Consider the following 24,133-nt stretch of genomic DNA (forward strand, 5'->3'; position numbering starts at 1 on the left):
CTCAGGAGTCATTCTTATGCTTAGCGTCCAGGATCGTGCCATCGTCAAATCCACTGTGCCTCTGTTGGAAAGCGGCGGAGAAGCGCTGATCACCCACTTCTACCGCATGATGCTCTCCGAATACCCTGAAGTCCGCCCGTTGTTCAATCAGGCGCATCAGGCCAGCGGCGACCAGCCACGTGCCTTGGCCAATGGCGTGTTGATGTACGCCCGGCACATCGATCAGCTCGACCAGTTGGGCGATCTGGTGGCGAAGATCATCAACAAACACGTCGCCCTGCAAATCCTCCCGGAGCACTACCCGATTGTCGGCACCTGCCTGCTGCGCGCCATTTCCGAAGTGCTCGGCGACGAGATCGCCACGCCGGAAGTGATGAACGCGTGGGGCGCGGCGTACGGGCAACTGGCCGAGATCCTGATTGGCGCTGAAGCGGCGATCTACGACCAGAAGGAACAAGCGCTTGGCGGCTGGCGCGGGGCGCGGGAGTTCATCGTGGTGGACAAGGTTGAGGAAAGCGCGGAAATCATTTCGTTCTACTTCGAGCCGGCGGACAAAGGTCCGATCCTTGCCGCCGAGCCGGGTCAGTACATCGGCATGAAGCTGATCCTCGATGGTGAAGAAATCCGCCGTAATTACTCGCTGTCGGCACTGGCCAATAAAGGTCAGTACCGCATCAGCGTCAAACGCGAACCGGGTGGTCGTGCGTCCAACCATTTGCACGATCAACTGCACGTCGGCGCGAGCATTCAACTGTTCCCGCCATCGGGCGAGTTCACCCTGACTGCCAGCGACAAGCCGCTGGTGCTGATCAGCGGCGGTGTCGGCATTACCCCGACCCTGGCGATGCTCGAAGCGGCGTTGCAAACCGAGCGCCCGGTGCACTTTATCCACTGCGCGCGCAACGGCAGCGTGCATGCGTTCCGCGACTGGATCGACGGGCTGGCGGCGCGTCATCCGCAGCTCAAGCGCTTCTATTGCTACGCCGAAGATGACGGCGTGAGCCCGGCGGCGGACAAGGTCGGAATGCTCAGTCAAGAGCAATTGGCTGAATGGCTGCCGGCGCAACGTGACGTCGATGCTTACTTCCTCGGGCCGAAGGGCTTCATGGGCGCGATCAAGCGGCATCTGAAAGCACTGGGTGTGCCTGAGCAGCAGAGCCGTTATGAGTTCTTCGGGCCGGCGGCGGCTTTGGAGTAATTGCAAACACCGAGTCGTCTGCATCGCGGGCAAGCCCGCTCCCACAGGATTTGTGACGTGCACAAAATGTGTGAACGACGCTGAATCTGTGGGAGTGGGCTTGCCCGCGATGGCCGTTACGCAACCTTGATTCTTAAAAAGTGTTTAAAGGTTAATCGTTTCTTAACCGGTTTATCGTTTATTCCCCGATGCTGATGATAGGCGCTCGTTCGTTTAACTGATCAGGATCGCCCCATGTCGCACATCATCTTCTTCTCTCGTTCGAGCCTGGCAATGCTTGGCCTGTCGGCTGCTTTGCTGGCCAGTCCGTTTGCTTCGGCCGAATCGGCGTTGATCGCACCACAGACCCTGGTCGTCGATCAGAGCCTGCCCAAGGCTCAGCGCGATGCAATGGAGTTGGCGGCGCGGCGTTACGGCAGTTTCTGGAACAGTGGGGAAGAGGCCCTGGCCACGGCAGCTTTGTCGCCGCAGTTTGTCGACAAGACCCCGCCCGAAGGTCGGGTGCAGGGCCCGAGCGGACCGTTGCTGGCGTCGAAGTTCTTTCGCACGGCGGTGCCAGACCTGAGCTGCGAGATCGAGCAAATGATCATTGCCGGTGACCGCGTGGTGGTGCATCTGCACTTTCGCGGCCACTTCAGCGGTACGTTCAAGGCTCTCAAAGGGCAGGGCCAGCGTGTAGACTTCCGGGCAACCGATATCTATCAGATCGACAACGGTCGCATCGCGGCCAATTGGCATATCGAAGACAACATCAGTCTGATGGCGCAACTGCAAGCGCAGCCGCCAGCCAGCTGAACCATGGACATACAAGGGAAACGCGATGAGCGAGGAAACGATTCGACTGGGACGTGAGCGGCGCTTTCTGGTGCTGCTGGGCATCATCTGCCTGGCACTGATCGGTGGCGCGCTGTACATGCAGATCGTGCTGGGCGAGGCGCCATGCCCGCTGTGCATCCTGCAGCGTTATGCATTGCTGCTGATTGCGCTGTTCGCGTTTATCGGCGCGGCCATGCGCACCCGCCGCAGCATCACGGTGTTTGAGGTACTGGTGGTGATCTGCGCGATCGCCGGCGCCGGTGTCGCCGGGCATCATGTGTACACCCAGTTCTATCCGGCGGTGAGCTGCGGCATCGATGTGCTGCAGCCGATTGTCGATGACCTGCCGCTGGCGAAGATCTTCCCGCTGGGCTTCCAGGTCGACGGTTTCTGCTCGACGCCGTACCCGCCGATCCTCGGCCTGTCGCTGGCGCAATGGGCGCTGGTGGCCTTCGTGCTGGTGGTGATCCTGGTGCCGCTGCTGACCTCGCGTAACCGAAAAGCACTGCGCTGAGTCAACTCTCCGACGGATTGGCCGATACAGAAAACGCCCCGATTTGCGGATCAGCCGCTCGGGGCGTTTTGCATTTCAGAGAGTTTGTGAAATCACCGTGACGAACGGCAATGGAGCGTGCGACAGGTGTGCGACATGTTGTCACACACGCCGTGTCGCAGGGCGTTTCAGCAACCCGGATTGGCGTAATGTTACAAAAAAGGATTGGTCTGTTTCGGCATTTTTCTGGTTTTGCACGTGGGTGCCAGATCAGGCAGTTTTAACAGGCTCTGGCAGATGGCCAGAGGCCTTTGAATATCGGGCTTTGCGCCAATTCGGTGTCGGGAAAAAGCCTTCGGAGCTGTCTGAACTGAGGTGTATAGGCCTACATTTTTTGGTGTTTTTGTTGAGAATCGATTTCGATAACATGCGGAACTTTGCAAAAACGGTGATGGATTGTTGCTCTGAGCGATAAAAATTATTTCGGGATAAGACATGGTGTATAGGGCGCTACCTATCTACAATCGCCCGCACTGAATTCCCGGCACTGTTCAACCTTTATTAAGGAACTGGACAGGAAGTCGGGTGTCGAGCAGGCCGAAAGGCTTTCGAGACACCCAGGTGTCGGTGCCTTCCAACTTTCCGCACCAAATGGAATTGGTCTGTAACAAGGCCTTTGACCACGAATTCGAATAAGAACTGACCGCTGTCCCAAGGTTTTGTCGAGCGTCTGACGCGCGACGGGCGGCCCTTATTCAATCCAAAGAAAATGCCAACCCTTGGCAGGGTGAAGTGTTGGCGATCAAAACCCAACTGCATTGCGCAAGCTGCTTTAGAGGTCGTGAGATGAGTAAAAACAGGTACCCCAGATTACTAGGCCTAGTGCCGCTGCTCGGCACGTTGTTGCTGGGAGGCTGCAACATGACCCTGCTCAATCCAACGGGCCAGGTCGGCCTGGAACAGCGCAACCTGATCATCACCGCCACGCTGCTGATGCTGTTGGTCGTTGTGCCGGTTATCGTCATGACCTTCCTGTTCGCCTGGAAGTACCGCGCGTCCAACAAGGATGCCGTCTACACCCCGAAATGGTCGCACTCGACCAAAATCGAAGTGGCGGTCTGGACCATCCCGGTTCTGATCATCATCGCCCTGGGTTACATCACCTACATTTCGACCCACAAACTGGACCCGTACCGTCCGATTGAATCCGACGTCAAGCCGGTGACCATCGAAGTCGTTGCGCTGGACTGGAAGTGGCTGTTCATCTACCCGGAACAAGGCATTGCCACGGTCAACAAGATCGTGTTCCCGGCGCATACCCCGGTCAACTTCCGGATCACCTCCGACGCCGTGATGAACTCGTTCTTCATCCCGGGCCTGGGCGGCCAGATCTACGCGATGGCGGGCATGACCACCAAACTGCACCTGATCGCTGACCGCAACGCTGAAATGGACGGTATCTCCGCCAACTACAGCGGCGCTGGTTTCACCGGTATGAAATTCAAAGCGATCGCAACTTCTCAGGAAGATTTCGACGCCTGGGTAAGTGAAGTCAAAAAGGCACCTAAACAGCTTGAACAAGCTGAATACGCAGCCCTTGCCAAGCCAAGCCAGAACAATCCAGTCGAGCTCTACTCCTCGGTCACGCCGAACCTGTTCCAGACCATCGTCGACAAGTACGAAGGCATGAAACCGGGCAAGCCGCTGAAGCACGAGAAGAAAGAGAAAGAAGTGGCGGCAACGGACATGGACTCGAATTCGCATTCAGCTGCCGGGGCAGAGGAGTAAACGATGTTTGGTAAATTAAGTTGGGAAGCGATCCCTTTCCACGAGCCGATCGTGATGGTCACCATCTCGATGATCGCGCTCGGTGGTCTGGCGTTGTTCGCTGCAATCACCTACTTCAAGAAGTGGACCTACTTGTGGACCGAGTGGCTGACGTCGGTCGACCACAAGAAAATCGGCGTGATGTACATCATCGTTGCCATGGTCATGCTGCTGCGTGGCTTTGCCGATGCCATCATGATGCGTACCCAGCTGGCCATGGCCACCGAGGGTTCGCCTGGCTACCTGCCGCCTGAACACTATGACCAGATCTTCACCGCTCACGGTGTGATCATGATCATCTTCATGGCGATGCCATTCTTCACCGGCCTGATGAACCTTGCAGTGCCGCTGCAGATCGGCGCGCGTGACGTTGCCTTCCCGTTCCTGAACTCCCTGAGCTTCTGGCTGCTGGTGTCCGGCGTTGTGCTGATCAACCTGTCCCTGGGCGTCGGCGAATTCGCCAAGACCGGCTGGGTTGCCTATCCGCCGCTGTCGGGTCTGCAATACAGCCCTGGCGTAGGGATGGACTACTACATCTGGGCGCTACAGCTATCCGGGTTGGGTACGACGCTGACGGGGGTCAACTTCCTCGCCACCGTGCTGAAAATGCGTACCCCTGGCATGAAACTGATGGACATGCCGATCTTCACCTGGACCTGCACCTGGGCTAACGTCCTGATCGTGGCTTCGTTCCCGATCCTGACCGCTACCCTGGCACTGCTGACCCTCGACCGTTACATGGATTTCCACATTTTCACCAATGAACTTGGTGGCAATCCAATGATGTACGTCAACCTGTTCTGGGCCTGGGGCCACCCTGAGGTTTACATCCTGATCCTGCCGGCATTCGGCATCTTCTCGGAAGTGATCTCGGCGTTCACCGGCAAGAAACTGTTCGGCCACCACTCGATGATCTACGCTTCGGGCGCGATCTCGGTACTGGGCTTCATGGTTTGGCTGCACCACTTCTTCACCATGGGTTCGGGTGCCAGCGTCAACGCCTTCTTCGGTCTGGCGACGATGCTGATTTCCATCCCGACGGGTGTGAAACTGTTCAACTGGCTGTTCACCATCTACCAGGGCCGTCTGCGCTTCACCAGCCAGGTCATGTGGACCCTGGGCTTCATGGTGACCTTCGCCATCGGCGGCATGACCGGCGTACTGCTGGCCATTCCGGGTGCTGACTTCGTTCTGCACAACAGCCTGTTCGTGATTGCGCACTTCCACAACGTGATCATCGGCGGCGCGGTATTCGGCTACATCGCAGGTTTCGGCTTCTACTTCCCGAAAGCGTTCGGCTTCAAGCTGCACGAAGGTTGGGGTAAAGCAGCGTTCTGGTTCTGGATCTCGGGCTTCTTCGTCGCGTTCATGCCGCTCTATGCACTGGGCTTCATGGGCATGACCCGTCGTCTGAACGCCACCACCAACCCTGAGTGGGTACCGTACCTGTACGTGGCCATGTTCGGTGCGGTGATGATCGCTGTCGGTATCGCCTGCCAACTGATCCAGCTGTACGTCAGTGTGCGTGACCGCAACAAGCCAGAGAACATGTGCGAACACGGTGACCCGTGGAATGCCCACACTCTGGAATGGTCGACCTCGTCGCCACCTCCGTTCTACAACTTTGCTGTGCTGCCTAAGGCTGACTGCATCGACCCGTTCACCGAAGCCAAGGAAAACGGTACTGCGTACCAGGCTCCGGCCAAGTACGAGCCGATCCACATGCCGAACAACACCGCCACTGGCGTGGTGATGGGCGCACTGCTGACCGTCTTCGGTTTCGCGATGATCTGGCACATCTGGTGGTTGGCGATCGCCAGCCTGGCCGGCACTGTCATCTACTTCGTGATCCACGCGGCACGTGACGACCAGGGCTACATGGTTCCGGTTGAAACGATCGAGCGCATCGAAGCCGAGCAGCACAAGCGTCTGGTCGCGGCAGGGAAAATCCCGGCCAATGCCACCCGTGTAACCTCGTTGGAACAGGCTTAAACCATGTCGAACTTAGTGACCAATGTTGGACACGCCCATGGTGACCATGGGCACGATGACCATCACCACGACTCGGGCGAGATGACCGTATACGGTTTCTGGCTTTACCTGATGACCGACTGCATTCTGTTTGCGTCGATCTTCGCGGTGTACGCAGTACTGGTAAACAACGTTGCCGGTGGCCCGTCGGGCCACGACATCTTCGAACTGCCATACGTGCTGGGCGAAACCGCTCTGCTGTTGTTCAGTTCGATCACCTACGGCTTCGCCATGCTGGCGTTGTACAAAGGCAAGAAGCAGCAGGTTCTGGGCTGGTTGTTCATGACCTTCCTGCTCGGCGCAGGCTTCATCGCCATGGAGATCAACGAGTTCCACCTGCTGATCTCCGAGGGCTTCGGTCCTAGCCGTTCCGGCTTCCTGTCGGCGTTCTTCACCCTGGTCGGTACCCACGGTCTGCACGTATCCGCGGGTCTGATCTGGATGGGCATCATGATGTACCAGGTCAACAAGCACGGCCTGACGGCGACCAACAAGACCCGTCTGAGCTGCCTGAGCCTGTTCTGGCACTTCCTGGACGTGGTGTGGATCTGCGTATTCACCGTTGTTTACCTGATGGGGACCCTGTAATGGCTAATGCACACTCCCATGACAGCCATGATGCTGGCCACGGCAGCGTAAAGTCGTACGCCATCGGCTTCATCCTGTCGGTGATCCTGACCGTCATCCCGTTCGGCCTGGTGATGTACCCGACCTTGCCGAAGTCCACGACGCTGGCAATCGTCCTGCTGTTCGCGGTAATCCAGGTGATCGTTCACCTGTACTACTTCCTGCACCTGGACCGTTCGATTGCACAACGTAACAACGTGATCGCGTTTGTCTTTACGGCCATCGTGATCCTGCTGCTGGTTGGCCTGTCGCTGTGGATCATGTTCAGCATCCACACGTACATGATGGCGAAGTGAGGTAGACCCGATGTCGCTCAAGCACTTTATCCAAATCACCAAACCGGGGATCATTTTCGGTAACGTGCTTTCTGTGGCAGGCGGGTTCTTCCTGGCCTCGAAAGGGCATGTAGATCTGGCGGTGTTCCTGGCCGCCATGATCGGCACTTCCCTGGTTGTGGCCTCCGGTTGCGTGTTCAACAACTGCATCGACCGCGACATCGACCTGAAGATGGAACGCACCAAGAACCGTGTGCTGGTGCAGGGCTTGATCTCCCTGAAACTGGCCCTGGTCTACGCGACCATCCTGGGTGTTCTCGGCGTTGCCTTGTTGTACAAGGTGGCCAACCCGTTGGCCGCCCTGTTCGCGGTAATCGGCTTCATCATCTACGTCGGCTTCTACAGCCTGTACCTCAAGCGCAAGTCGGTGCACGGCACGCTGGTGGGCAGTCTGTCGGGTGCCATGCCGCCAGTGATCGGTTACGTTGCCGTAACCAACAGCTTCGACATGGCCGCACTGACCCTGCTGGTGATGTTCAGCCTGTGGCAGATGCCGCATTCCTACGCCATCGCGATCTTCCGTTTCAACGACTACCTGGCCGCATCGATTCCGGTGCTGCCCGTCAAACGCGGAATCGAAGTGGCCAAGAAGCACATCCTGCTCTACATCCTGGCGTTCCTCGTGGCGACCTTGATGCTGACCTTCAGCGGTTACGCTGGCATGAGCTACCTCGCCGTTGCCGCGGCCATGGGCATGTACTGGTTGTACATGGCCTGGACCGGCTACAAGGCGGTGGATGACACGGTCTGGGCACGCAAGCTGTTCGTGTTCTCGATCTTCACCATCACCGCCCTGAGCGTCATGATGTCCCTGGACTTCAAGGTGCCGGCCGAGCTGCTGCTGACGTACGCGCCGTAAGGCTGGATGGCTTCACGAAAAACCCCGCACATTGAGAGATGTGCGGGGTTTTTTGTTGGCTGGCTTTCGGTGATCGAGGCGTCGGCAATCGCGAGCAGAGGCCACTTCGACGCGATACATTTGTAGGAGCTGCGGCACGCTGCGATCTTTTGATCCTGATCTTTAAAAATACAATCAAAATCAAAAGATCGCAGCGTGCCGCAGCTCCTACAGGGTTTAGTTGCGATATCGGCGTAAACCCCCTAGATTTGGATCCAACCATAACGGTGATAGCGCCATGCCACTTCGCAGGGACACTGTTATTCATGCATCAATCGAGAGGCTGGGCGAAATGACTGAGAGGATGACCTGCGACGAACGCTTCATTGCCCTGGCACAAGAGCTGAACTACGACATCTATGGCGAGAACACCGCTGGCGGCAATTACGCGCCGCTGATCCGCCATCGCGATGAGTTGTACATCAGCGGCATGGTGCCGCGGGTCAATGGCAGGATTCTGTATCCCGGTCGTGTGGGGTTGGAGTTGACGCTCAAGGATGCCCAGGCAGCCGCGAGCATCAGTGCCATGCGCTGCCTGGCACTGATCGTCGATGCGGTGGGTTCGCTGGACAAGATCCGGGCGTTATTACGGGTCACGGTGTATGTGAAGTCGACCCCGGACTTCGTTGACCTGAGCGAGGTGGCCAACGGCGCATCGGACGTGTTCAGCCATGTGCTCGGCGATGCTGGCCGGCACACCCGCACCACGGTCGGGGTGTATCAGTTGCCGAAGAACGCCGCGATTGAAGTCGACATGATCGTTGCGGTGCAGCCGGAAGTCTGACGCTCTGGCGCCCAACAAAAAGCCCCGCCTGAATCTCAGAGCGGGGCTTTTTTGTCGGCGTCGGGATTACTGCGCGGCGATGCTGTAACCGTCGAACGCCGTCTGCTGTTGCAGGGCGGTGATGATGTTCTTGCGGTTGATTGCGTGTTCGGTGCCGGCGTTGTCGACAAATGTTTCGCCTTCCAGCTCGGCTTCTTCGCCTTCACCAACAAAAGTGAAACCGAGGAACTCCAGCGCCTCACGGTCAACGTTCATGCGCGAGCGCGGCGTCCGCAGCGGCAGGGTCACGCTGCTGCCGTCCTTGCTGATGGTGAAGATTTCGACTTCTTTCTTGGCGCGAGCGGCTTTGCCCTTGCCGCCACTCGGGTTGCTGATCGCCTGGTGGGTCTGGTTCAGCACCTTGAGGGCCAGGCCGTAGACGATTTCCTGGAACGCCGGATCGTCCTTGAAGCAGGACAGGATGCGGCCGATCGAGAACTTGCTGCTCAGGTCTTCAAGGGCGGCGAGGTCGGCGGCTTCGGCGTCTTTCAGCGCCTTGAGCTGGCCCATCAGCTCATAGGCCTTGTCGTCGTCGAAGCTGTCGTGTGCCTGACGGATCGCGGCGCGCAGTTCGCGGATCTGGTCGCTTTCGCGGGTCGACTGGAAGGCGTCCAGCACCATCTCGCTGATGATTTTGGCTTGTGGAAGGTGTTGTGAAAGATTGATGGAGTTTTCGTATTCCGCTTTGGACGATTCGGTAACTACGGATTCAGCGGTGTTGAAATCGGACATTGAAATTTCACTACTTTTTTAACTTGAGTGGAAACGAGAAAGCGCGAGGTCTTTTTCAGGCCGGTTAATTTAGGGGAGCGGGGCGGCATTGTCACGGAACAACAGTCCGGTGGTGCGGATTATTTGTCCGGCGTGTTCAGGTTCATCGAGCGCACCATCCACTGTTCTGCGGTTTGCTGATCGGTCGGCAGCGTGAAGCGGAAAGTCGCCCCGCGCCCGGCGACATCGATCAACTGAATCTCACGCCCGTGCAGTTGCAGGATGCGGTGGACGATGCGCAGACCCAGTCCACCGTCGCGTCGCGCCCCACCAATATTGAACGGACGCAGGAACAGACCTTCGCGCAGCTCCGGAGCGATGCCGGGGCCGGTGTCGCTGACGGTTACTTCCACCAGTGCGCCCTGGGGTTTCACATCCAGCTCGACTTCACCGCCCGCAGGCGTATAGCGCAAGGCGTTATCCACCAGGTTGGTCAGCACCCGTTCGATCAACCCGAGGTCGGCGCAGACCGTTGGCAGGTTGGGCACGAAGGTGGCCTTGAGTTCGACATGGCGGGCTTCGGCGGCCAGTTCGAATTTCTGGAAGATGTCCTGCAGCAGATCGATCAGTGAAAAGCGTTCCAGTACCGGTTGCACGAAACCGTGTTCCAGACGCACCAGCTCCAGCAGCGATTGCGCCAACCCGCCGACCTTGCGGCTCTGATCCAGCGCAATGCCCAGATAGCGGCGGCGTTCTTCGGCGGTGAGCGTAGCGTCCTTGAGTGACAGGGTTTCCAGATAACCGTGCAGCGAGGCCAGTGGCGTGCGCAGGTCGTGGGAGATATTCGCCACCAGTTCGCGTCGCTCCTGATCCTGGCGGGTCAATGAGCGCCACTGCTCACCGAGGCGTTTTTGCATTTGGCGGAAGGCGCCATCAAGCACGGCGATCTCATCCGGGTCAGCGCTTTTATCCACAGCTGCTGACGGAGCGGGCAGAGGTTGCGGCGTGCCATCAATGTCGAAGCGGCTGACGGTTTCGGTCAACCGGCGCAAGGGTCGGGTAATCAGGTTGAACGCCGTGAGCCCCGCGATCAGGCACAACAGCGCCACCAGCCCGATCGACAGCAACGCCGTATTGAGTGCGGCACTGGTCGCGCCCCGTTCAGCGAAGCGATCGTGTTCTTCGCTGAGCAACACCACGTACAGATAACCGGCGGACTTGCCGTTGACCTTCAATGGCGCGGCACTGAACACCTTGCGCCCGTCGGCACTGCGCGGGTCATCGCCGAGGATCGGCAGCGGCTGGTCATTGAGCAGACGGCGGATCGGCGCCAGATCGACAGTCTCCCGGCGCAGATGGCCTTCTGGCGCCGCGTTGCCGACAATCCGCCCCTCGCTGTCGAGCAGGTACACCTCGACACTCGGGTTGACCAGCATCAGCTTGCTGAACAGTTCGCGCACGGCACCGGGCATCAGGCCATTGCTGTCCATCAGCACCGTGTCATGGGCGATGTGCTGCGCCAGGTCCCGCGACAGGCCTTGCACCACTTCCAGTTCATGCATCTTGCTGGAGCGCACTTGCAGCCATGCCGAGGTGCCGCAGCACACCAGCAGCAAAACGGCGAACACCAGCGACAGGCGCTGCGACAGGTTCAGTCTCATGGTTGTTCCGTGCCGAATTTATAGCCGCGACCCCACACGGTGAGGATGCGGGTCGGTTGTGCCGGATCGCTTTCGATCTTCGCCCGCAGGCGATTGATGTGGGTGTTGACCGTGTGCTCGTAACCTTCATGACTGTAGCCCCACACCGCGTTCAGCAGGTCCATGCGTGAGAAGACCTTGCCCGGTTGTCGGGCGAAGAAATACAGCAGGTCGAACTCTCGCGGAGTGAGGTCCAGACGCGCGCCATTGAGGGTGACGTCGCGGGTGATCGGGTCGATGTTCAGACCATCGAGGCTGAGGCTGCCGGCGTCCATCTTCAGATTGCGCGCCATGGCGTCGACCCGGCGCAGCAAGGCTTTGACCCGGGCCACCAGCTCCAGCATGGAAAACGGTTTGGCGAGGTAATCGTCGGCCCCCAGTTCCAGACCCAGAATGCGGTGCAGTTCGCTGGAGCGCGCGCTGGTGATGATGATCGGCGTATAGCGCGCCATCGCCCGGGCGCGGCGGCAGATTTCCAGGCCGTCGACGCCCGGCAGCATCAGGTCGAGGATCAGCGCATCCCATTGCCCCTGCTGCAACAGGCGCATGCCTTCATCGCCGTCGGCGCTGTGCACGACGTCGTAATGCTCGTCGCGCAGGTGCAGGCAAATCAGGTCAGCGATGTGTTGATCATCCTCGACCACGAGGATGCGTCTGGTCGGTTCCATCAACTTCAATCCTTCGGCGCAGTGAGTGCATTGTGCGGGTTTTCCTCGGGGCGAGTTATCACGAATTCGTTAACTTCCCGTGAGGATTTGGCGATCAACCCAAGCCTAGGCTGTGTTCCATGACAGGCACCTGGAATTTTTGGAGACGGCCATGTTTTCACGGCGACAGATTCTCGTAGCGAGCGGCGGGCTGGGGCTCGCAGCCCTGGTGGCGGGTGTATTGCCAAAATTGTCCCCGGGCACCGCGCTGGTCGAGCAGGCGCAAGCCGATGAGGCGTTTGAGGTGACCCATAGCGACAGCGAATGGCACTCGCTGCTCTCGGATGAGCAATACGCGATCCTGCGCGAAGAAGGCACTGAACGGGCCTATACCAGCCCGCTCAACAACGAACATCGCAGCGGCACATTCGCCTGCGCGGGCTGTGACCTGGCGCTGTTTTCATCGGCAACCAAGTTCGACAGCCACACGGGCTGGCCGAGTTTCTGGGCACCGCTGGAACAGGCGGTGGCCACGCGTCAGGACCGTTCCTTCGGCATGGTCCGCAATGAAGTGCACTGCCGGCGCTGCGGCGGGCACTTGGGGCATGTCTTTGATGACGGCCCGAAACCCACCGGCCTGCGCTATTGCATGAATGGCCTGGCGATGACGTTCAAACCCGTGGCGGCATGAGCCATGGCACTTTTTCGACCATCACTTTCTACAGGACGACACCATGTGGCTCTTGGTTCTCGCTTATCTGGGCGGTGTGCTGACGATCGTCAGTCCGTGCATCCTGCCTGTTCTGCCTTTTGTCTTCGCTCGCAGCGGGCAGCCGTTTATCAAGAGTGGCTTGCCGCTATTGACCGGGATGGCGCTGACCTTCGCCCTCGTCGCCACGCTGGCGGCGGTGGGCGGCGGTTGGGTGGTGCAAGTCAATCAGTACGGGCGCTGGCTCGCGTTGCTGTTCGTTGCACTGTTCGGGCTGACGCTGCTGCTGCCGCGCCTCGCCGAGCGCCTGACGCGGCCGCTGGTGTCGGCCGGCAGTCGGCTGTCCGAGGCCGCCGGCCAGGACAATCGTCCGCGTCCCGGCGCCTCGTTTCTGATCGGTGTTGCCACGGGGCTGCTCTGGGCGCCGTGCGCCGGGCCCATCCTCGGTTTGATTCTGACCGGCGCCGCGCTGCAAGGGGCAAGCATCGCCACCACGCTGTTGTTGCTCGCCTACGCGGCGGGCGCCGCGACTTCACTGGCGGCGGCGCTGCTGCTGGGCGGTAAGGTCTTTGCGCTGATGAAGCGCTCGATCGGTACGGGGGAGTGGATCCGGCGCGAGGTGGGGGCGGCGATGCTCGCGGGTGTCGCGGCGATTGCGCTGGGCCTCGATACCGGGCTGTTGGCGCGGCTGTCGACGGCGTCCACGGGCGGCATTGAACAGGCACTGGTGGGTCAACTCTCCGGCAAATCTCCCGCTGGCAACGGCACGATGATGGCGCAGATTCCCGCGGCGGGCGCAGCCATGAAAGTCGCCGACAAGGCTCCGGGTACATTGACAGTCGAAGGCCGGTTACCGCCGCTCAACGGCGCCGTGCAATGGCTCAATTCGCCACCGCTGGACGCTCAGGCATTAAAGGGCAAAGTGGTGCTGGTGGATTTCTGGACCTACTCCTGCATCAACTGCCTGCGCACGCTGCCGTACGTCAAAGCATGGGCGGAGAAGTACCGCGATCAAGGCCTGGTGGTGATCGGCGTGCACGCCCCGGAGTTCGCTTTCGAGCGCGATGTGGGCAATGTCACTAAGGCTATGAAGGAGCTGGGCATCAACTACCCGGTGGCCATCGATAACGACTACAAGATCTGGCGCGCTTTCAACAACGAATACTGGCCGGCGCATTATTTTGCCGATGCTCAGGGACGGATTCGTTACCACCATTTTGGCGAAGGCGACTACGCCGAATCGGAACGCGTGATCCAGCAGTTGCTGCGTGAGGCCGGGGCGAAAACCGTGGCCGACGGCTTGATCAACGCCGATGCCCAAGGCGTGCAACAGGCGCCGGACATGAATCAGGTGCTGTCACCGGAAACCTATGTCGGCTACCAGCGTGCGGAACATTTCGTACCGGAAACCGGCCTGGTGCCGGACAAGGTCGCGACCTATAACCCACCGGTCAACCTGACGCTGAATGACTGGAGCCTTGGTGGCCAGTGGGCCGTCGGTGCCGAACGCGCTACCGCCAGCGCGCCGGCCAGCCGCATCGTCTACCGCTTCCATGCCCGCGACCTGCATCTGGTGCTGGGCCCGGGCACGGATGGCAAACCGGTGCGTTTCAAAGTCTCGATTGACGGTCAGGCGCCGGGTGCCGCCCATGGTGTGGATGTCGCTGCGGATGGCAGCGGTCGCGTGACCGAACAGCGCCTGTACCAATTGGTGCGGCAAACCGATGCGGTGAAGGATCGGACCTTCACCATCGAATTTCTTGACCCGGGCGTATCGGCTTACGCCTTCACCTTCGGCTGATCGGGAGTGCGCAACATGAAAGCTCAAAACAACTGGCGCCGTGTGTTGCTCGCCGTCGCCATGGCGGGTGTGATCGGCCAATGCTCGGCGTTCTCTTTCGGCGCCGAGGATGCGGTAGTCATCCCGCCACCGGCCCTCGACGAAACCACTCAGGCGCACAGCGAAACCGCAGTGTTCGCCGGTGGTTGTTTCTGGGGTGTGCAAGGGGTTTTCCAGCACGTCAAAGGCGTGCAGAAAGCCGTCTCCGGTTATGCCGGCGGCGCGGCGAATACGGCGCAATATGAACGGGTCAGCGAAGGCGACACCGGTCATGCCGAGTCAGTGCAAGTCACCTTCGATCCGACGCAAGTCAGCTACGGCAGCCTGCTGCAGATCTACTTCTCGGTGGCCCACAACCCGACCGAACTCAACCGCCAAGGGCCGGACAGCGGCACGCAATACCGCTCGGCATTGTTTCCGGTCAACGCCGATCAACAACGGGTGGCCCAGGCCTACATCGCCCAACTCGACGCGGCGCATGCCTACAACAAACCGATCGTCACCAAACTGGAAACCTACAACGGCTTCTACCCGGCGGAGGACTATCACCAGGATTTCCTCACCGAACACCCAAGCTATCCGTACATCGTGATCAACGACATGCCCAAGGTCGCGCAGTTGAAGCAGTTGTTTGCGCAGCGTTATCAGGAGAAGCCGGTGTTGGTGAAAAGCGGGAGCTGATTCAGATGTGTTGCTTGAGCCTTGGTCGCTCCATGGCAATTACCGATGTTTCAAACCCCAAACTGGCAAAAAACGCCTCCGCACCTTCACGTCCGGCGCGCAGTACCCAAGTGATCTCCGGGTTGTCACCCATGACATGCTCGACCAGCGCGCGGCCGACGCCGGCGCGTCGATGCTGGTCATCGACCACGACCATCGACAGATAGCCGTTGGACAAACCATCGGTGATGCCTCGGGCGAAACCGATGATCTGCTCGCCGCTCAGCGCGACGGCAGTGCGTTGCGAGTTTTCGATGAGTTGGGTGAAGTCGTCGCTGGAGCCTGTCCGGTGTCCCCAGCCATGTAGGCCGAGAAACAGCCGAACTGGCTCCACTTCGTCGGGCAACAGATCGCGTACGGTAAGGTCGTTCTTCATCACGTGGCAGCATCCTTGTCGGCAATCACCGGAGCGTAGTCGATAGCAACCAAGTCAGGCTCTGCCCCAGGTTTTCATCGCGAATTCGACGAAGCGCCTCAGTTTGGGCAAACGATAACGATCCGGCGCGTACAGCAAATGCAATGGGCGGCTCGGGGGCTGGTAATCGGGGATCACCGTCACCAGTTTGCCGTCGCGCAGGTCCTGTTCCACCAGCGCATCCGGCAGCATGACGATGCCCATGCCGGTGCGCGCTGCCTGATGCAGGCCGGCAGAGGTGTTCATCAGCATCGGGCCGCTGACATCCACCAGAATCTCGCCGTGCGGGCCGCTGAGGCGCCAGCGCTTTTCCACCGATTGCCAGTCGTCGCCGGCAGGGTAGGCGAACGACAGGCAGTCGTGTTGCTGCAGCTCTTGCGGGGTGACCGGCATGCCGCGCCGGGCGACGTAGGCCGGCGAGGCGCACACGGTGAGGGTGTAGTCGATCAGCGGTCGGGCGATCAGGTTCGACTGCTCGAAATGCCCCAGTCGAAATGCCACGTCGAGGCCACTTTCCAGCAGGTCCGGTCGGCTGTTGGTCAGCACCACATCCATTTTCACCTGCGGGTATTGCAGGGAAAACTCGCTGAGTGCCGGGGCCAGACGCTCGACGCCAAAGGTCAGCGGCGCGGTGATGCGCAGCAGGCCACGGGGTTCATCAAGGGCCTGTTCGGCGAGGCGTTCGGAGTCGGCCACCAAACCCAGAACGTCGAGGCAGCGCTGATAGTAAACGCTGCCGAATTCGGTCAGCCGCTGGCGGCGGGTGGTGCGCTGCAGCAGTTGCACGCCGAGCCGTTGCTCCAGTGCGCGCAGGTGATTTCCGACCATGGTCGTGGACATTTCGCACTGCAACGCAGCCGCCGTCATGCTTCCGGCTTCCACGACCTTCACGTAGACGCTCATCGCCTGCAACAGGTCCATTATCAAGCTCTACTGTTAAATGATTGAAGTTTTGCCGAGTTTATCCAGTTCTGGTGGCTAACCATACTGCAAACACACCGACCTTCACTGGAGTTTGAAGTCATGACCGCCGCCCTGATGAACACCTACCAACCGCTGGCCTTGAGTTTCACCAGAGGCCTGGGCACTCGCCTGTGGGATCAGGCCGGTCGTGAATACCTGGATGCCGTCGCAGGCGTCGCGGTGACTAATGTCGGGCACTCGCATCCGCGCATCGTGGCTGCCATCAGCGAACAGGCCGCAATGCTACTGCACACCTCCAACCTGTACAGCATCGACTGGCAGCAACAACTGGCGCGCAAACTCACGCAGCTGTCGGGAATGGAGCGGGCGTTCTTCAACAACTCCGGCGCCGAGGCCAATGAAACTGCGCTGAAACTGGCTCGGTTATACGGCTGGCGCAAAGGTATCGAACAGCCGCTGGTGGTGGTCATGGCCAACGCGTTTCATGGCCGCACGTTAGGCACTTTGTCGGCCAGCGATGGCCCGGCGGTGCGGTTGGGTTTCAATGATCTGCCGGGGGATTTCGCCAAAGTGCCCTTTGGTGATCTGGCGGCGCTGGATCAGCTGCAGCAAAAGCACGGCGCGCGCATCGTGGCGATTCTGGTCGAGCCGATCCAGGGCGAAAGCGGTGTGCAACTGGCGCCGCCCGGCTACCTCAAAGCCCTGCGCGAAATGTGCAATCGGCACGCCTGGCTGCTGATGCTCGACGAGATCCAGACCGGCATCGGCCGCACCGGCCAGTGGTTTGCGTTCCAGCATGAAGGCATCGTGCCGGACGTCATGACCCTGGCCAAAGGCCTCGGCAACGGCGTGCCGATTGGCGCCTGTCTGGCACGGGGCAGAGCGGCGGACCTGTTCACGCCCGGCAGCCATGGCAGCACCTTCGGCGGCAACCCGCTGGCCTGCCGGGTCGGCTGCACGGTGCTGGACATCATCGAAGAGCAAGGCTTGCTGGAAAATGTCCGGGTACAGGGCGAGCGCCTGCTGACCCGCCTGCGCGCCCAACTGGCAGACAACCCCAACGTGATGGCGATTCGTGGGCAGGGCTTGATGATCGGCATCGAGTTGAAACAGCCGATCCGCGATCTGACGTTGATTGCGGCGCGGGATCATGGGCTGCTGATCAACGTGACACGGGGCAAGACGATACGGCTGCTGCCGCCGCTGACGATTGATGAGCGGGAGGTGGGGATGATTGTCAGAGGTGTGGGGCACATCATTCAGTAGTGGTATTTGCAACTAATGACGCAAATCTCACCGCCTTCGATGCTGTAGACCAAACGATGCTCACCCGTTATTCGTCTGGACCAAAAGCCGCTCATGTTGTGTTTGAGCGGCTCGGGCTTGCCGATCCCTTCAAACGGTTCGCGCTGGATTGCCTTTATCAACAGATTGATACGTTTGAGTCCGGCCTTATCGTTCTGCTGAAACCACAAGTAGTCTTCCCAGCCTGATGGCGTGAACTCGATTTTCATTCTTCGATCAATTGCCTGACTTTGGCTTTTCCGGCACGCATTTCGCCAATCGATTTGATCAACCGTTCGGCGTTGGCTGGAGAGCGGAGCAAGTAGGCCGTTTCTTCAAGTGCGTTGTATTCAGCCAGAGACATCATCACGACGGGCTCGCCTTTTTGGCGTGTGACCAGAAGGGGAGCCCGGTCTTCGTTAACGCGATCCATCGTTTCGGCCAAATGCGCACGGGCGGTGGTGTAGTTGATGGTTTGCATGTCGTAGTCCTCGCTGGATGCAAAGAACGTACAGAAATGAGTACATGATGACAAGGCGATACCTACCAGTGGTTGTTTCGCAGAAGGGGTTACTGCGAGCACATTCAGTATGGCTAAAGAACTCTGGGGACGTTTCTGAGATGGTTGTAATCCTCATCCACTGTCGCTGGCAGTGAGAAACCGCCGCGTCGTGGTCATCTGGTGCTCCCAATGTAGGAAAAACACTTTTGGTTAGTCCGGATAATCCCCCAACTCCGGCGCCAGCATCCGCGTCTTCGCCGCCCCGTTCGAATTGTGCTGAATGATCTCGCTCGGCTGTCCCTGCGCATTGAAAAACACTTGGCCGATCCCCGCTGAATTCCACAGCCGCTCCCCCGCTTCGGCATGTTCCGGCGTATAGGGCACGATGCGCATGCGTCGGCGTTTGGTAAACCAGTTCAACGGTGAGCGCGGCGAATAGAGCCAGCGGTTGAGGCGGTCGAACCATTCCAGCAGGGTTTTCGGAAACTCGTTCTTGATCCCGCTGCTGGTGATCTGCCAGATCCGTGGCCCGGCTTTGCGGTGTCGGATAAGCACTTCGTAGACGAAGGAGTAATGCACGTCACCGGACAGCACCACGTAGTTTCCGGGTGTGCGGGTGTGTCGGAAAATGTTCAGGATCACCTGCGCGGCGCCACGGTGGGCCATCCAGTTTTCCGCGTCGACCAGCAGCGGATAACCAAACCAACTGAAAACCTTCTGCACGGTTTCGATCAGCTTCACGCCGAAGATCGGTGCGGGGGACACGATGATCGCCGACGGATGATCCAGCAGTTCCTGCTGCAGCTCGCACAGCGCCTCCCAATCCAGAAGCCCCGAGGGTTGCTTGAGTGCCATCTCGCTGCGCCAGCGGCGGGTGCGGGTGTCGAGCACCACCAGCGCCGGGCTGCTCGGCAGCACGAAATGCCAATGCTGAAAGCGCAGCAAATCATCGATCAGCGCGTCCTGCACCGGGCTGTCGAGATACTGGTCATCACCGCTGGCGCTCAGCCCCAGGGTTTTCCCCAGCACATCCTTGAACGCATCGGGATTGTTGCCCCAGCCCTGACACAGCATGTAGGCGATCAAGGCGTTGCCGATGATGCGTTTGGAGAACGGATGGCCGTAGGCGGTTTCCTCCCATTGCGCGGAAAGATTCCAGTCATCGGTAATGTCGTGATCGTCGAAAATCATCAGGCTCGGCAGATGCGCCAAGGCTCGGGCGACCTTGCCCAAACCGGCCTTGAAGCCATCGATGCGGGTTTGCTCCAGGGTGTAGCGCTGCAAGCGTTCAGGCGTCAGCGATGGAGTCGCGGGATTGATCAGCGTCCACGCAACGGGTGACCATACCAGCAAGTACATCGCCATCACTTCGGCGAAGGTCACCAGGTGATTGTCGGCGCTGCTGCTGGTGAAAATCGGCTTACGCGCACCGCCGAAAAATCGCTCGCGCAAGGTCTCGTTGCTCTCCAGCGCCGGTAACAAATCCGCGCGGTGGTAGTAGCTGGCCGGGTGTTCGTAGAGTCTGGCGCTGTCGCTGACCACGGCACCTTCGAGGTGTTCGTCGAACAGGCCGAGGTGCTCGATCAACGCATGAATCGCCCGCAGCATCGGGCCGGCCACATCGTCGGCGTAAACCTGGTCGCCGCTCATCATCAGCAGGGTCGGGCGTTGTTGCGGATCGGTTTCGCTGGACAGCAGTTGGTCAACGCACAGCAGACCGTCTGCCGCCGGATGATGCGGCTTGCGGCAGGAGCCGTGCAGCAACTGATCGATCCGTGAGCGCACGACAAGGTTCGGACAACCAGCGTTAGCGTACAGCAGGTGCGGCGCCCATTCGGCGATGGGCGAGTGGCCGTCGATCAACAGGTCGTAGTCGATGCACGTGTCGCAGGGCAGGGCGCTGTCGAGTACAACGTCGATCAGATGGACAAACGCGTGACGGCCGACGGGGATGACCGTGCATTTCCCGGCATCGAGAGGGATGTCTCCTACACCTTGCAGGCGCAGGGTCAGCGCCAGTGCGCGGGTGCCGACCAGCCACAGAACGATTCGCGTCGGTTCCAACCGACGCAGCAGCGGGCCGGCCAAGACAGGAGGCAACGGATTCAGGTCAGCAGGTATCGAGGACATTCGCAGGCAAGGCTCAAGGCGCACAGGCTGGCGATGATAGCGCAGCCGGCGCCTTGAACCCTTAAACGAGGCTTAAGCGTCAGCCTTCTGCAGCTTCAGCGCCAGCAGTCGCCATTCGCTGGAAGCGGGTTGCTCCTGCACCGAGCACTCGAAGCGATAAGTGACGTCATCGCCATTCATGTTGCGCGCGGTGACCTTGTTGCTGAGGGTGTAGACCTGGCCCTTGAAGCGTTGGGTGACCACGGCGGTGCTGTCAGCGAAGCGCGCCGACGCCGGGAAGCGCAAGGCACCGGTCACGTAAGGGCTGCACATGACATACGCGAGCATTGATTTGTCGCTGTCGCCATTCTGAGCAAGTTTGTCGCGCAGCGCGCTGAATGCTTTGCGGCCCTGCGCGTCGCTCTGATCCAGAACGGTTTTTTCCGCCATCGATTTCGGTGCCCGGTTGGCGTAGTTCGGCAGCAGTGCGGAGTCGGGCGGCGAAGGCTGATTGTCTGGCTCGATAGCGGCGAACCCCGGAGCATTTTCCAATGCCACGGGCGTCGAATCCGACTCGGCTTCCGGCAGCAGACTGGTGGTCACTTCGTTCTGGGTAATCACCTCTTCGGTGGGTGCCCGTTTGGGCTTATGCGCCGACGGGAACAACGACAGGAAGATCGACAGCACCACCATGCCGACGATAAAACCACCCGCCGCACCAACGATGTTGCCGTAAAACAGATTCCAGCTGCCGCGGTTTTTCACCACCCAGCGCCACATCAAACCCCAGGCCGCAACAAATGCCAGAAAACTCAGAAACTCCATTCGATCCTTTCCTTAACCCTTCAATAGCCTGCCAAACAGCACTCACTGGCGGTGAGTGCTGAAGATGGACGGCAAGATATCAAAATAGAGGTCTGACGCCACGAAGACATTCACATGCCGAGATTGGGCGGATTGATCTGAACAAAAAACATGATCGCCGTGATGCCGGCCACAACGCCGCAAAGGCCGGCCAGCAGCTGACGCGCGACAGGGTGTTCGACCTGCGAGCGACGGGCCACCAGCATCCATACGCCGGTCAGCGCCGCGGCAGTCGCGAGCATTTCCAGAAGCGATCCCATGACCCCCGGGACCGGTGGCCGGCTAGAGCCGAACAGACCGACACAAAGCTGCGAAACCACCAGGCCGACAATCATGCCGCTGGCCGCGCCCAACACATTGGCGAGTAGCAGATTCCAAGCCCCACGCTGCCTGACGACCCAGACCCACATGCCTATCCAGGCGATAAAGAAAAACGCTACATCCATCGTATCCATCCTTCGAAACCCGTCGCGGTACAAACGCTCGGCAGCTTGCCGACAGTGGACGGCAAGATAGCAAAATAGTAGCTTCGCGCCACTTTCTTCAAACACGTAACGGACTACGCATGCCGAATGTTTCTTTTACACCGCGCCTGCTCAGCGCGTTCCTTCTCGCCATCGTAATGACCCCGGCGCTTGCCGACTGGGATGAAACCCCAGAGGTCGCCTGGAAGGAGTACCTCGCCGATTGCGAGCGTTTTCAGCAAGTAGTGAACAACGTTCAAAAAGGGGTCATGACTACCAGGCAAGCGATGGAGCGCGTCGACAGTTTGAATCGCACTGTTTATGTCCATCGCGATCACCTCTCCCAGGAAAGCCTTACCTCTCCCGAATATGCCCGTTGTGAAAACGTCATTGCTCAAGCGTTCGTGATCCGGAACAAGGAAGAGGAGGTACTGGTCGCGGAGCTTCAACAGCAATACTTCAAGGCTCAGGCCGAGCACGAGAAGTCCCCGGAATACAAGCGCGCCCTCGATCTGGGCTTTAGCGACGTCGGCGGAATTGGCAAGCTCAAGGAACTCGCCGAGGAATCGGAAACGGATGGCGAAGCGTATCTGAAGACGTTGATGATCACGGTCGATTGGGGCTGCGGCCGACATTTCCGCGCCGTGAGATACGTCAAACCCTATGTGATCTACACCGCCCATCCCGATGAGGGCAACTGCGCCGTCTATAAAGAGGTCGCGGTGCTTGGCGCAGAGAGGGTGGAGAGGGGCGAGACCATCGATCAGGACGCGATTTTTCAATACGTGGGCTGGAAGACGCTGGAAGGGCCAGGTGGGTTTCCCGTCGACATTCGAGTAGTAAAAGTGCGGCACTAATCCGAAGGGCTGTTTCTACAGATTGCGCGTCTGATTACAGAATGTCCTTCAAATAACCCTTGAGTGCGAGAAGCGGCTGATCAAGCTGCTCCAGCGACTGCGCCTGACGGAAATCGGCTGACAGCTTGTGCAACTCCCGCCCCAGCGGTTTCTCGACACCGCCCAGCGAATCCAACGCCAAGCCCAGGCACTCGTTCATCTTGAACTGGATGGTCTCGACATCCCTGCGACGCACCAGCAGTTCGAATACGTCTTTCTGATAGTCACCCATGACCATGTCATCCCGCAGAATCGGGCTCAGGCCTTCCTCCTCGTAAGCGAGTTTGAGGGAGAGCAGGGCGACGGTTTCCAGTGACGTTTCCATGGTTGGCCTTGGAGGTTCTTGAGCTTGAATCTTGAAATTCTGTACGACCAGCGATAGCCGCAACGGGGCGGAAGACCGGCTGCGGGCGGGCGTGATTATACTGAGTGGACGCAACAGGTGCAGTCCCTTGGCAAAACAGGTTGCACGGGCAGCGCCGGGATATTCAATGACCTAAGTAACAGAACGAGTATCTCAGGATGATCGATGAGTTTGAGGTGCCACACAAACTCGACATTGATTCAGACACATGAGCGGAGCAACGATCATGGAATACGATGAAAAGTTGATTGAAGAGGCTGTGCTTGCCCTGCTGGCCGCGTTCAGTTCCGACGACGGCAATGCATGGAAAGGCTTCGATTTTGAAGTCATGAACCGATTGCATGAGCAGGGTCTCATCAGTAATCCGGTAAACAAGAACAAATCGATCTGGTTGACGGAGGAGGGCCAGGAACGAGGTCGTCAGATAGCTGAGCGTTTGTTTGGGGGAGGTGTTCAAGCCCAGCGTGCACCTGACCCGGATATCTGAGGTTCTGGTTTGGCTAATCAATATATTTGGGCCACACCAGTGCAACGCAACTGGAGGAGTTTTTCCGTTGGAGCATTTTCTGACTGAGCCACAACTGACAAAAGTGAGAGCTGCTCTTTCTGAGCCATTCAACGATTCTCCCGTCGAATATGACTATGTGGCGAATCAGGTAAGAGGCGTCACCCCTGAAACCCGGCCGCGTGCTCGGCAAAATGTGATCCTAGAGCTCGGATATTTCATTGGTCGACTTGGTCGAGGGAAAGTCTGCGCGCTCAAGCGAGGGACATTGGAAATGCCTACTGATTACGCCGGAGTGGTTTATGAATCGATGGAGGGCAATTGGAAACACGCTTTGGGCCGAGAACTTCAAGAAGCTGGATACTATATTGATTGGAACAAGGTAATGAAATCATAATGGTCGATATCGATTGCTAGTCTACTTTTATTAA

General features: G+C 59.0%; 27 protein-coding genes. 16 read left to right on the forward strand and 11 right to left on the reverse strand.

Annotation, left to right across the window (positions count from 1 at the left end; all coding sequences use genetic code 11):
* Positions 1 to 16: 16 nt before the first annotated feature.
* The 9 genes from hmpA (at position 17) to B1722_RS05100 (ending at position 9,009) form a co-directional block, all read left to right on the forward strand.
* Complete coding sequence (gene hmpA, locus B1722_RS05055) at positions 17 to 1,198, forward strand: NO-inducible flavohemoprotein (RefSeq protein WP_041071751.1); 1,182 nt, start codon at positions 17 to 19, stop codon at positions 1,196 to 1,198.
* Positions 1,199 to 1,432: 234 nt separating this feature from the next.
* Positions 1,433 to 1,993, forward strand: coding sequence for an ester cyclase (locus B1722_RS05060; protein WP_086791658.1), 561 nt, complete (start codon positions 1,433 to 1,435; stop codon positions 1,991 to 1,993).
* Positions 1,994 to 2,018: 25 nt separating this feature from the next.
* Complete coding sequence (locus B1722_RS05065) at positions 2,019 to 2,528, forward strand: disulfide bond formation protein B (RefSeq protein WP_025109264.1); 510 nt, start codon at positions 2,019 to 2,021, stop codon at positions 2,526 to 2,528.
* Positions 2,529 to 3,353: 825 nt separating this feature from the next.
* Entirely contained in the window at positions 3,354 to 4,295 is a 942-nt protein-coding gene (cyoA, locus tag B1722_RS05075; protein WP_027612162.1) for a ubiquinol oxidase subunit II, read from the forward strand.
* 3 nt (positions 4,296 to 4,298) lie between these two features.
* Positions 4,299 to 6,326: a cytochrome o ubiquinol oxidase subunit I gene (cyoB, locus tag B1722_RS05080; protein WP_003227984.1), complete on the forward strand. Its 2,028-nt coding sequence runs from the start codon at positions 4,299 to 4,301 to the stop codon at positions 6,324 to 6,326.
* Positions 6,327 to 6,329: 3 nt separating this feature from the next.
* The gene (gene cyoC / locus B1722_RS05085; protein WP_003227982.1) at positions 6,330 to 6,953 is read left to right on the forward strand and encodes a cytochrome o ubiquinol oxidase subunit III; all 624 of its coding nucleotides are present in this window, start codon (positions 6,330 to 6,332) and stop codon (positions 6,951 to 6,953) included.
* Positions 6,953 to 7,288, forward strand: coding sequence for a cytochrome o ubiquinol oxidase subunit IV (gene cyoD, locus B1722_RS05090; protein ID WP_041071757.1), 336 nt, complete (start codon positions 6,953 to 6,955; stop codon positions 7,286 to 7,288). The genes cyoC and cyoD overlap by 1 nt, the downstream gene beginning before the upstream one ends.
* A gap of 10 nt (positions 7,289 to 7,298) precedes the next feature.
* On the forward strand, positions 7,299 to 8,186 hold the full coding sequence (gene cyoE / locus B1722_RS05095; protein ID WP_003227980.1) for a heme o synthase: 888 nt from the start codon (positions 7,299 to 7,301) through the stop codon (positions 8,184 to 8,186).
* A 331-nt stretch (positions 8,187 to 8,517) separates the two neighbouring features.
* Positions 8,518 to 9,009 (forward strand): RidA family protein, encoded by a 492-nt coding sequence (locus B1722_RS05100; protein ID WP_041071759.1) that lies wholly within the window; start codon positions 8,518 to 8,520, stop codon positions 9,007 to 9,009.
* 66 nt (positions 9,010 to 9,075) lie between these two features.
* On the opposite strand, the gene B1722_RS05105 is transcribed toward B1722_RS05100, so the two are convergent.
* From B1722_RS05105 to B1722_RS05115, 3 genes are all read right to left on the reverse strand, one after another.
* Positions 9,076 to 9,780: a hypothetical protein gene (locus B1722_RS05105; RefSeq protein ID WP_086791660.1), complete on the reverse strand. Its 705-nt coding sequence runs from the start codon at positions 9,778 to 9,780 to the stop codon at positions 9,076 to 9,078.
* A 119-nt stretch (positions 9,781 to 9,899) separates the two neighbouring features.
* Positions 9,900 to 11,420 carry a HAMP domain-containing sensor histidine kinase gene (locus B1722_RS05110; protein WP_086791662.1) on the reverse strand — a complete coding sequence of 507 codons (1,521 nt, stop codon included), beginning with the start codon at positions 11,418 to 11,420 and terminating at the stop codon, positions 9,900 to 9,902.
* Entirely contained in the window at positions 11,417 to 12,127 is a 711-nt protein-coding gene (locus B1722_RS05115) for a response regulator transcription factor (RefSeq protein WP_041071765.1), read from the reverse strand. The genes B1722_RS05110 and B1722_RS05115 overlap by 4 nt, the downstream gene beginning before the upstream one ends.
* A gap of 151 nt (positions 12,128 to 12,278) precedes the next feature.
* On the opposite strand from B1722_RS05115, the gene msrB reads away from it, so the two are divergent.
* The 3 genes from msrB to msrA are packed head-to-tail and all read left to right on the forward strand — an operon-like array spanning position 12,279 to position 15,336.
* The gene (gene msrB / locus B1722_RS05120) at positions 12,279 to 12,797 is read left to right on the forward strand and encodes a peptide-methionine (R)-S-oxide reductase MsrB (protein WP_086791664.1); all 519 of its coding nucleotides are present in this window, start codon (positions 12,279 to 12,281) and stop codon (positions 12,795 to 12,797) included.
* Between the two features lie 43 nt (positions 12,798 to 12,840).
* On the forward strand, positions 12,841 to 14,616 hold the full coding sequence (locus B1722_RS05125; protein ID WP_086791666.1) for a cytochrome c biogenesis protein DipZ: 1,776 nt from the start codon (positions 12,841 to 12,843) through the stop codon (positions 14,614 to 14,616).
* A 15-nt stretch (positions 14,617 to 14,631) separates the two neighbouring features.
* Positions 14,632 to 15,336, forward strand: coding sequence for a peptide-methionine (S)-S-oxide reductase MsrA (gene msrA / locus B1722_RS05130; RefSeq protein WP_086791667.1), 705 nt, complete (start codon positions 14,632 to 14,634; stop codon positions 15,334 to 15,336).
* A gap of 1 nt (position 15,337) precedes the next feature.
* Here the strand turns inward: msrA and B1722_RS05135 are convergent, their stop codons facing one another.
* Positions 15,338 to 15,751, reverse strand: a complete 414-nt coding sequence (locus B1722_RS05135) for a GNAT family N-acetyltransferase (RefSeq protein ID WP_086791669.1) — start codon at positions 15,749 to 15,751, stop codon at positions 15,338 to 15,340.
* A 54-nt stretch (positions 15,752 to 15,805) separates the two neighbouring features.
* On the reverse strand, positions 15,806 to 16,711 hold the full coding sequence (locus B1722_RS05140; RefSeq protein ID WP_086791670.1) for a LysR family transcriptional regulator: 906 nt from the start codon (positions 16,709 to 16,711) through the stop codon (positions 15,806 to 15,808).
* Between the two features lie 102 nt (positions 16,712 to 16,813).
* Between B1722_RS05140 and B1722_RS05145 the strand changes: the two genes are divergently transcribed.
* Positions 16,814 to 17,980, forward strand: coding sequence for an aspartate aminotransferase family protein (locus B1722_RS05145; protein WP_086791672.1), 1,167 nt, complete (start codon positions 16,814 to 16,816; stop codon positions 17,978 to 17,980).
* Here B1722_RS05145 and B1722_RS05150 read toward each other — a convergent pair.
* The 5 genes from B1722_RS05150 to B1722_RS05170 form a co-directional block, all read right to left on the reverse strand.
* Positions 17,974 to 18,228 (reverse strand): Txe/YoeB family addiction module toxin, encoded by a 255-nt coding sequence (locus tag B1722_RS05150; protein ID WP_086791674.1) that lies wholly within the window; start codon positions 18,226 to 18,228, stop codon positions 17,974 to 17,976. The genes B1722_RS05145 and B1722_RS05150 overlap by 7 nt on opposite strands.
* Positions 18,225 to 18,479 (reverse strand): type II toxin-antitoxin system prevent-host-death family antitoxin, encoded by a 255-nt coding sequence (locus B1722_RS05155; protein ID WP_086791676.1) that lies wholly within the window; start codon positions 18,477 to 18,479, stop codon positions 18,225 to 18,227. Before B1722_RS05155 ends, B1722_RS05150 begins: the two co-directional genes overlap by 4 nt.
* Positions 18,480 to 18,710: 231 nt before the next feature.
* Entirely contained in the window at positions 18,711 to 20,630 is a 1,920-nt protein-coding gene (locus B1722_RS05160; protein WP_086791678.1) for an alkaline phosphatase D family protein, read from the reverse strand.
* Between the two features lie 72 nt (positions 20,631 to 20,702).
* Positions 20,703 to 21,434, reverse strand: a complete 732-nt coding sequence (locus B1722_RS05165) for a hypothetical protein (RefSeq protein WP_086791680.1) — start codon at positions 21,432 to 21,434, stop codon at positions 20,703 to 20,705.
* 110 nt (positions 21,435 to 21,544) lie between these two features.
* Complete coding sequence (locus tag B1722_RS05170; protein ID WP_047296361.1) at positions 21,545 to 21,919, reverse strand: hypothetical protein; 375 nt, start codon at positions 21,917 to 21,919, stop codon at positions 21,545 to 21,547.
* Between the two features lie 119 nt (positions 21,920 to 22,038).
* On the opposite strand from B1722_RS05170, the gene B1722_RS05175 reads away from it, so the two are divergent.
* Positions 22,039 to 22,794 (forward strand): hypothetical protein, encoded by a 756-nt coding sequence (locus B1722_RS05175; RefSeq protein ID WP_086791682.1) that lies wholly within the window; start codon positions 22,039 to 22,041, stop codon positions 22,792 to 22,794.
* A 34-nt stretch (positions 22,795 to 22,828) separates the two neighbouring features.
* Here the strand turns inward: B1722_RS05175 and B1722_RS05180 are convergent, their stop codons facing one another.
* A complete protein-coding gene (locus B1722_RS05180) occupies positions 22,829 to 23,158 on the reverse strand; it encodes a hypothetical protein (protein WP_086791684.1) in 330 nt (109 codons plus the stop codon).
* Between the two features lie 265 nt (positions 23,159 to 23,423).
* Here B1722_RS05180 and B1722_RS05185 point away from each other — a divergent pair, with 265 nt between their 5' ends.
* Together B1722_RS05185 and B1722_RS05190 are read left to right on the forward strand one after the other, a co-directional pair.
* Positions 23,424 to 23,684 (forward strand): DUF6429 family protein, encoded by a 261-nt coding sequence (locus B1722_RS05185; RefSeq protein WP_086791934.1) that lies wholly within the window; start codon positions 23,424 to 23,426, stop codon positions 23,682 to 23,684.
* Between the two features lie 67 nt (positions 23,685 to 23,751).
* Positions 23,752 to 24,099, forward strand: a complete 348-nt coding sequence (locus tag B1722_RS05190) for a TIR domain-containing protein (protein WP_086791686.1) — start codon at positions 23,752 to 23,754, stop codon at positions 24,097 to 24,099.
* Positions 24,100 to 24,133 lie beyond the last annotated feature (34 nt).

This window comes from Pseudomonas sp. SCPG-7 (assembly GCF_002156405.1).
Taxonomy (GTDB): Bacteria; Pseudomonadota; Gammaproteobacteria; order Pseudomonadales; family Pseudomonadaceae; genus Aquipseudomonas; species Aquipseudomonas parakoreensis.

Coding starts and splice junctions, on each gene's coding strand:
- msrA (WP_086791667.1), top strand. CDS start 14,632: ATGAAAGCTCAAAACAACTGGCGCCGTGTGTTGCTCGCCGTCGCCATG.
- B1722_RS05065 (WP_025109264.1), top strand. CDS start 2,019: ATGAGCGAGGAAACGATTCGACTGGGACGTGAGCGGCGCTTTCTGGTG.
- B1722_RS05150 (WP_086791674.1), bottom strand. CDS start 18,228: ATGAAAATCGAGTTCACGCCATCAGGCTGGGAAGACTACTTGTGGTTT.
- B1722_RS05140 (WP_086791670.1), bottom strand. CDS start 16,711: ATGGACCTGTTGCAGGCGATGAGCGTCTACGTGAAGGTCGTGGAAGCC.
- B1722_RS05180 (WP_086791684.1), bottom strand. CDS start 23,158: ATGGAAACGTCACTGGAAACCGTCGCCCTGCTCTCCCTCAAACTCGCT.
- B1722_RS05170 (WP_047296361.1), bottom strand. CDS start 21,919: ATGGATGTAGCGTTTTTCTTTATCGCCTGGATAGGCATGTGGGTCTGG.
- msrB (WP_086791664.1), top strand. CDS start 12,279: ATGTTTTCACGGCGACAGATTCTCGTAGCGAGCGGCGGGCTGGGGCTC.
- cyoE (WP_003227980.1), top strand. CDS start 7,299: ATGTCGCTCAAGCACTTTATCCAAATCACCAAACCGGGGATCATTTTC.
- cyoA (WP_027612162.1), top strand. CDS start 3,354: ATGAGTAAAAACAGGTACCCCAGATTACTAGGCCTAGTGCCGCTGCTC.
- B1722_RS05185 (WP_086791934.1), top strand. CDS start 23,424: ATGGAATACGATGAAAAGTTGATTGAAGAGGCTGTGCTTGCCCTGCTG.
- B1722_RS05160 (WP_086791678.1), bottom strand. CDS start 20,630: ATGTCCTCGATACCTGCTGACCTGAATCCGTTGCCTCCTGTCTTGGCC.
- B1722_RS05110 (WP_086791662.1), bottom strand. CDS start 11,420: ATGAGACTGAACCTGTCGCAGCGCCTGTCGCTGGTGTTCGCCGTTTTG.
- B1722_RS05100 (WP_041071759.1), top strand. CDS start 8,518: ATGACTGAGAGGATGACCTGCGACGAACGCTTCATTGCCCTGGCACAA.
- cyoC (WP_003227982.1), top strand. CDS start 6,330: ATGTCGAACTTAGTGACCAATGTTGGACACGCCCATGGTGACCATGGG.
- B1722_RS05165 (WP_086791680.1), bottom strand. CDS start 21,434: ATGGAGTTTCTGAGTTTTCTGGCATTTGTTGCGGCCTGGGGTTTGATG.
- B1722_RS05115 (WP_041071765.1), bottom strand. CDS start 12,127: ATGGAACCGACCAGACGCATCCTCGTGGTCGAGGATGATCAACACATC.
- cyoB (WP_003227984.1), top strand. CDS start 4,299: ATGTTTGGTAAATTAAGTTGGGAAGCGATCCCTTTCCACGAGCCGATC.
- B1722_RS05125 (WP_086791666.1), top strand. CDS start 12,841: ATGTGGCTCTTGGTTCTCGCTTATCTGGGCGGTGTGCTGACGATCGTC.
- B1722_RS05175 (WP_086791682.1), top strand. CDS start 22,039: ATGCCGAATGTTTCTTTTACACCGCGCCTGCTCAGCGCGTTCCTTCTC.
- B1722_RS05105 (WP_086791660.1), bottom strand. CDS start 9,780: ATGTCCGATTTCAACACCGCTGAATCCGTAGTTACCGAATCGTCCAAA.
- cyoD (WP_041071757.1), top strand. CDS start 6,953: ATGGCTAATGCACACTCCCATGACAGCCATGATGCTGGCCACGGCAGC.
- B1722_RS05135 (WP_086791669.1), bottom strand. CDS start 15,751: ATGAAGAACGACCTTACCGTACGCGATCTGTTGCCCGACGAAGTGGAG.
- B1722_RS05060 (WP_086791658.1), top strand. CDS start 1,433: ATGTCGCACATCATCTTCTTCTCTCGTTCGAGCCTGGCAATGCTTGGC.
- hmpA (WP_041071751.1), top strand. CDS start 17: ATGCTTAGCGTCCAGGATCGTGCCATCGTCAAATCCACTGTGCCTCTG.
- B1722_RS05155 (WP_086791676.1), bottom strand. CDS start 18,479: ATGCAAACCATCAACTACACCACCGCCCGTGCGCATTTGGCCGAAACG.
- B1722_RS05145 (WP_086791672.1), top strand. CDS start 16,814: ATGACCGCCGCCCTGATGAACACCTACCAACCGCTGGCCTTGAGTTTC.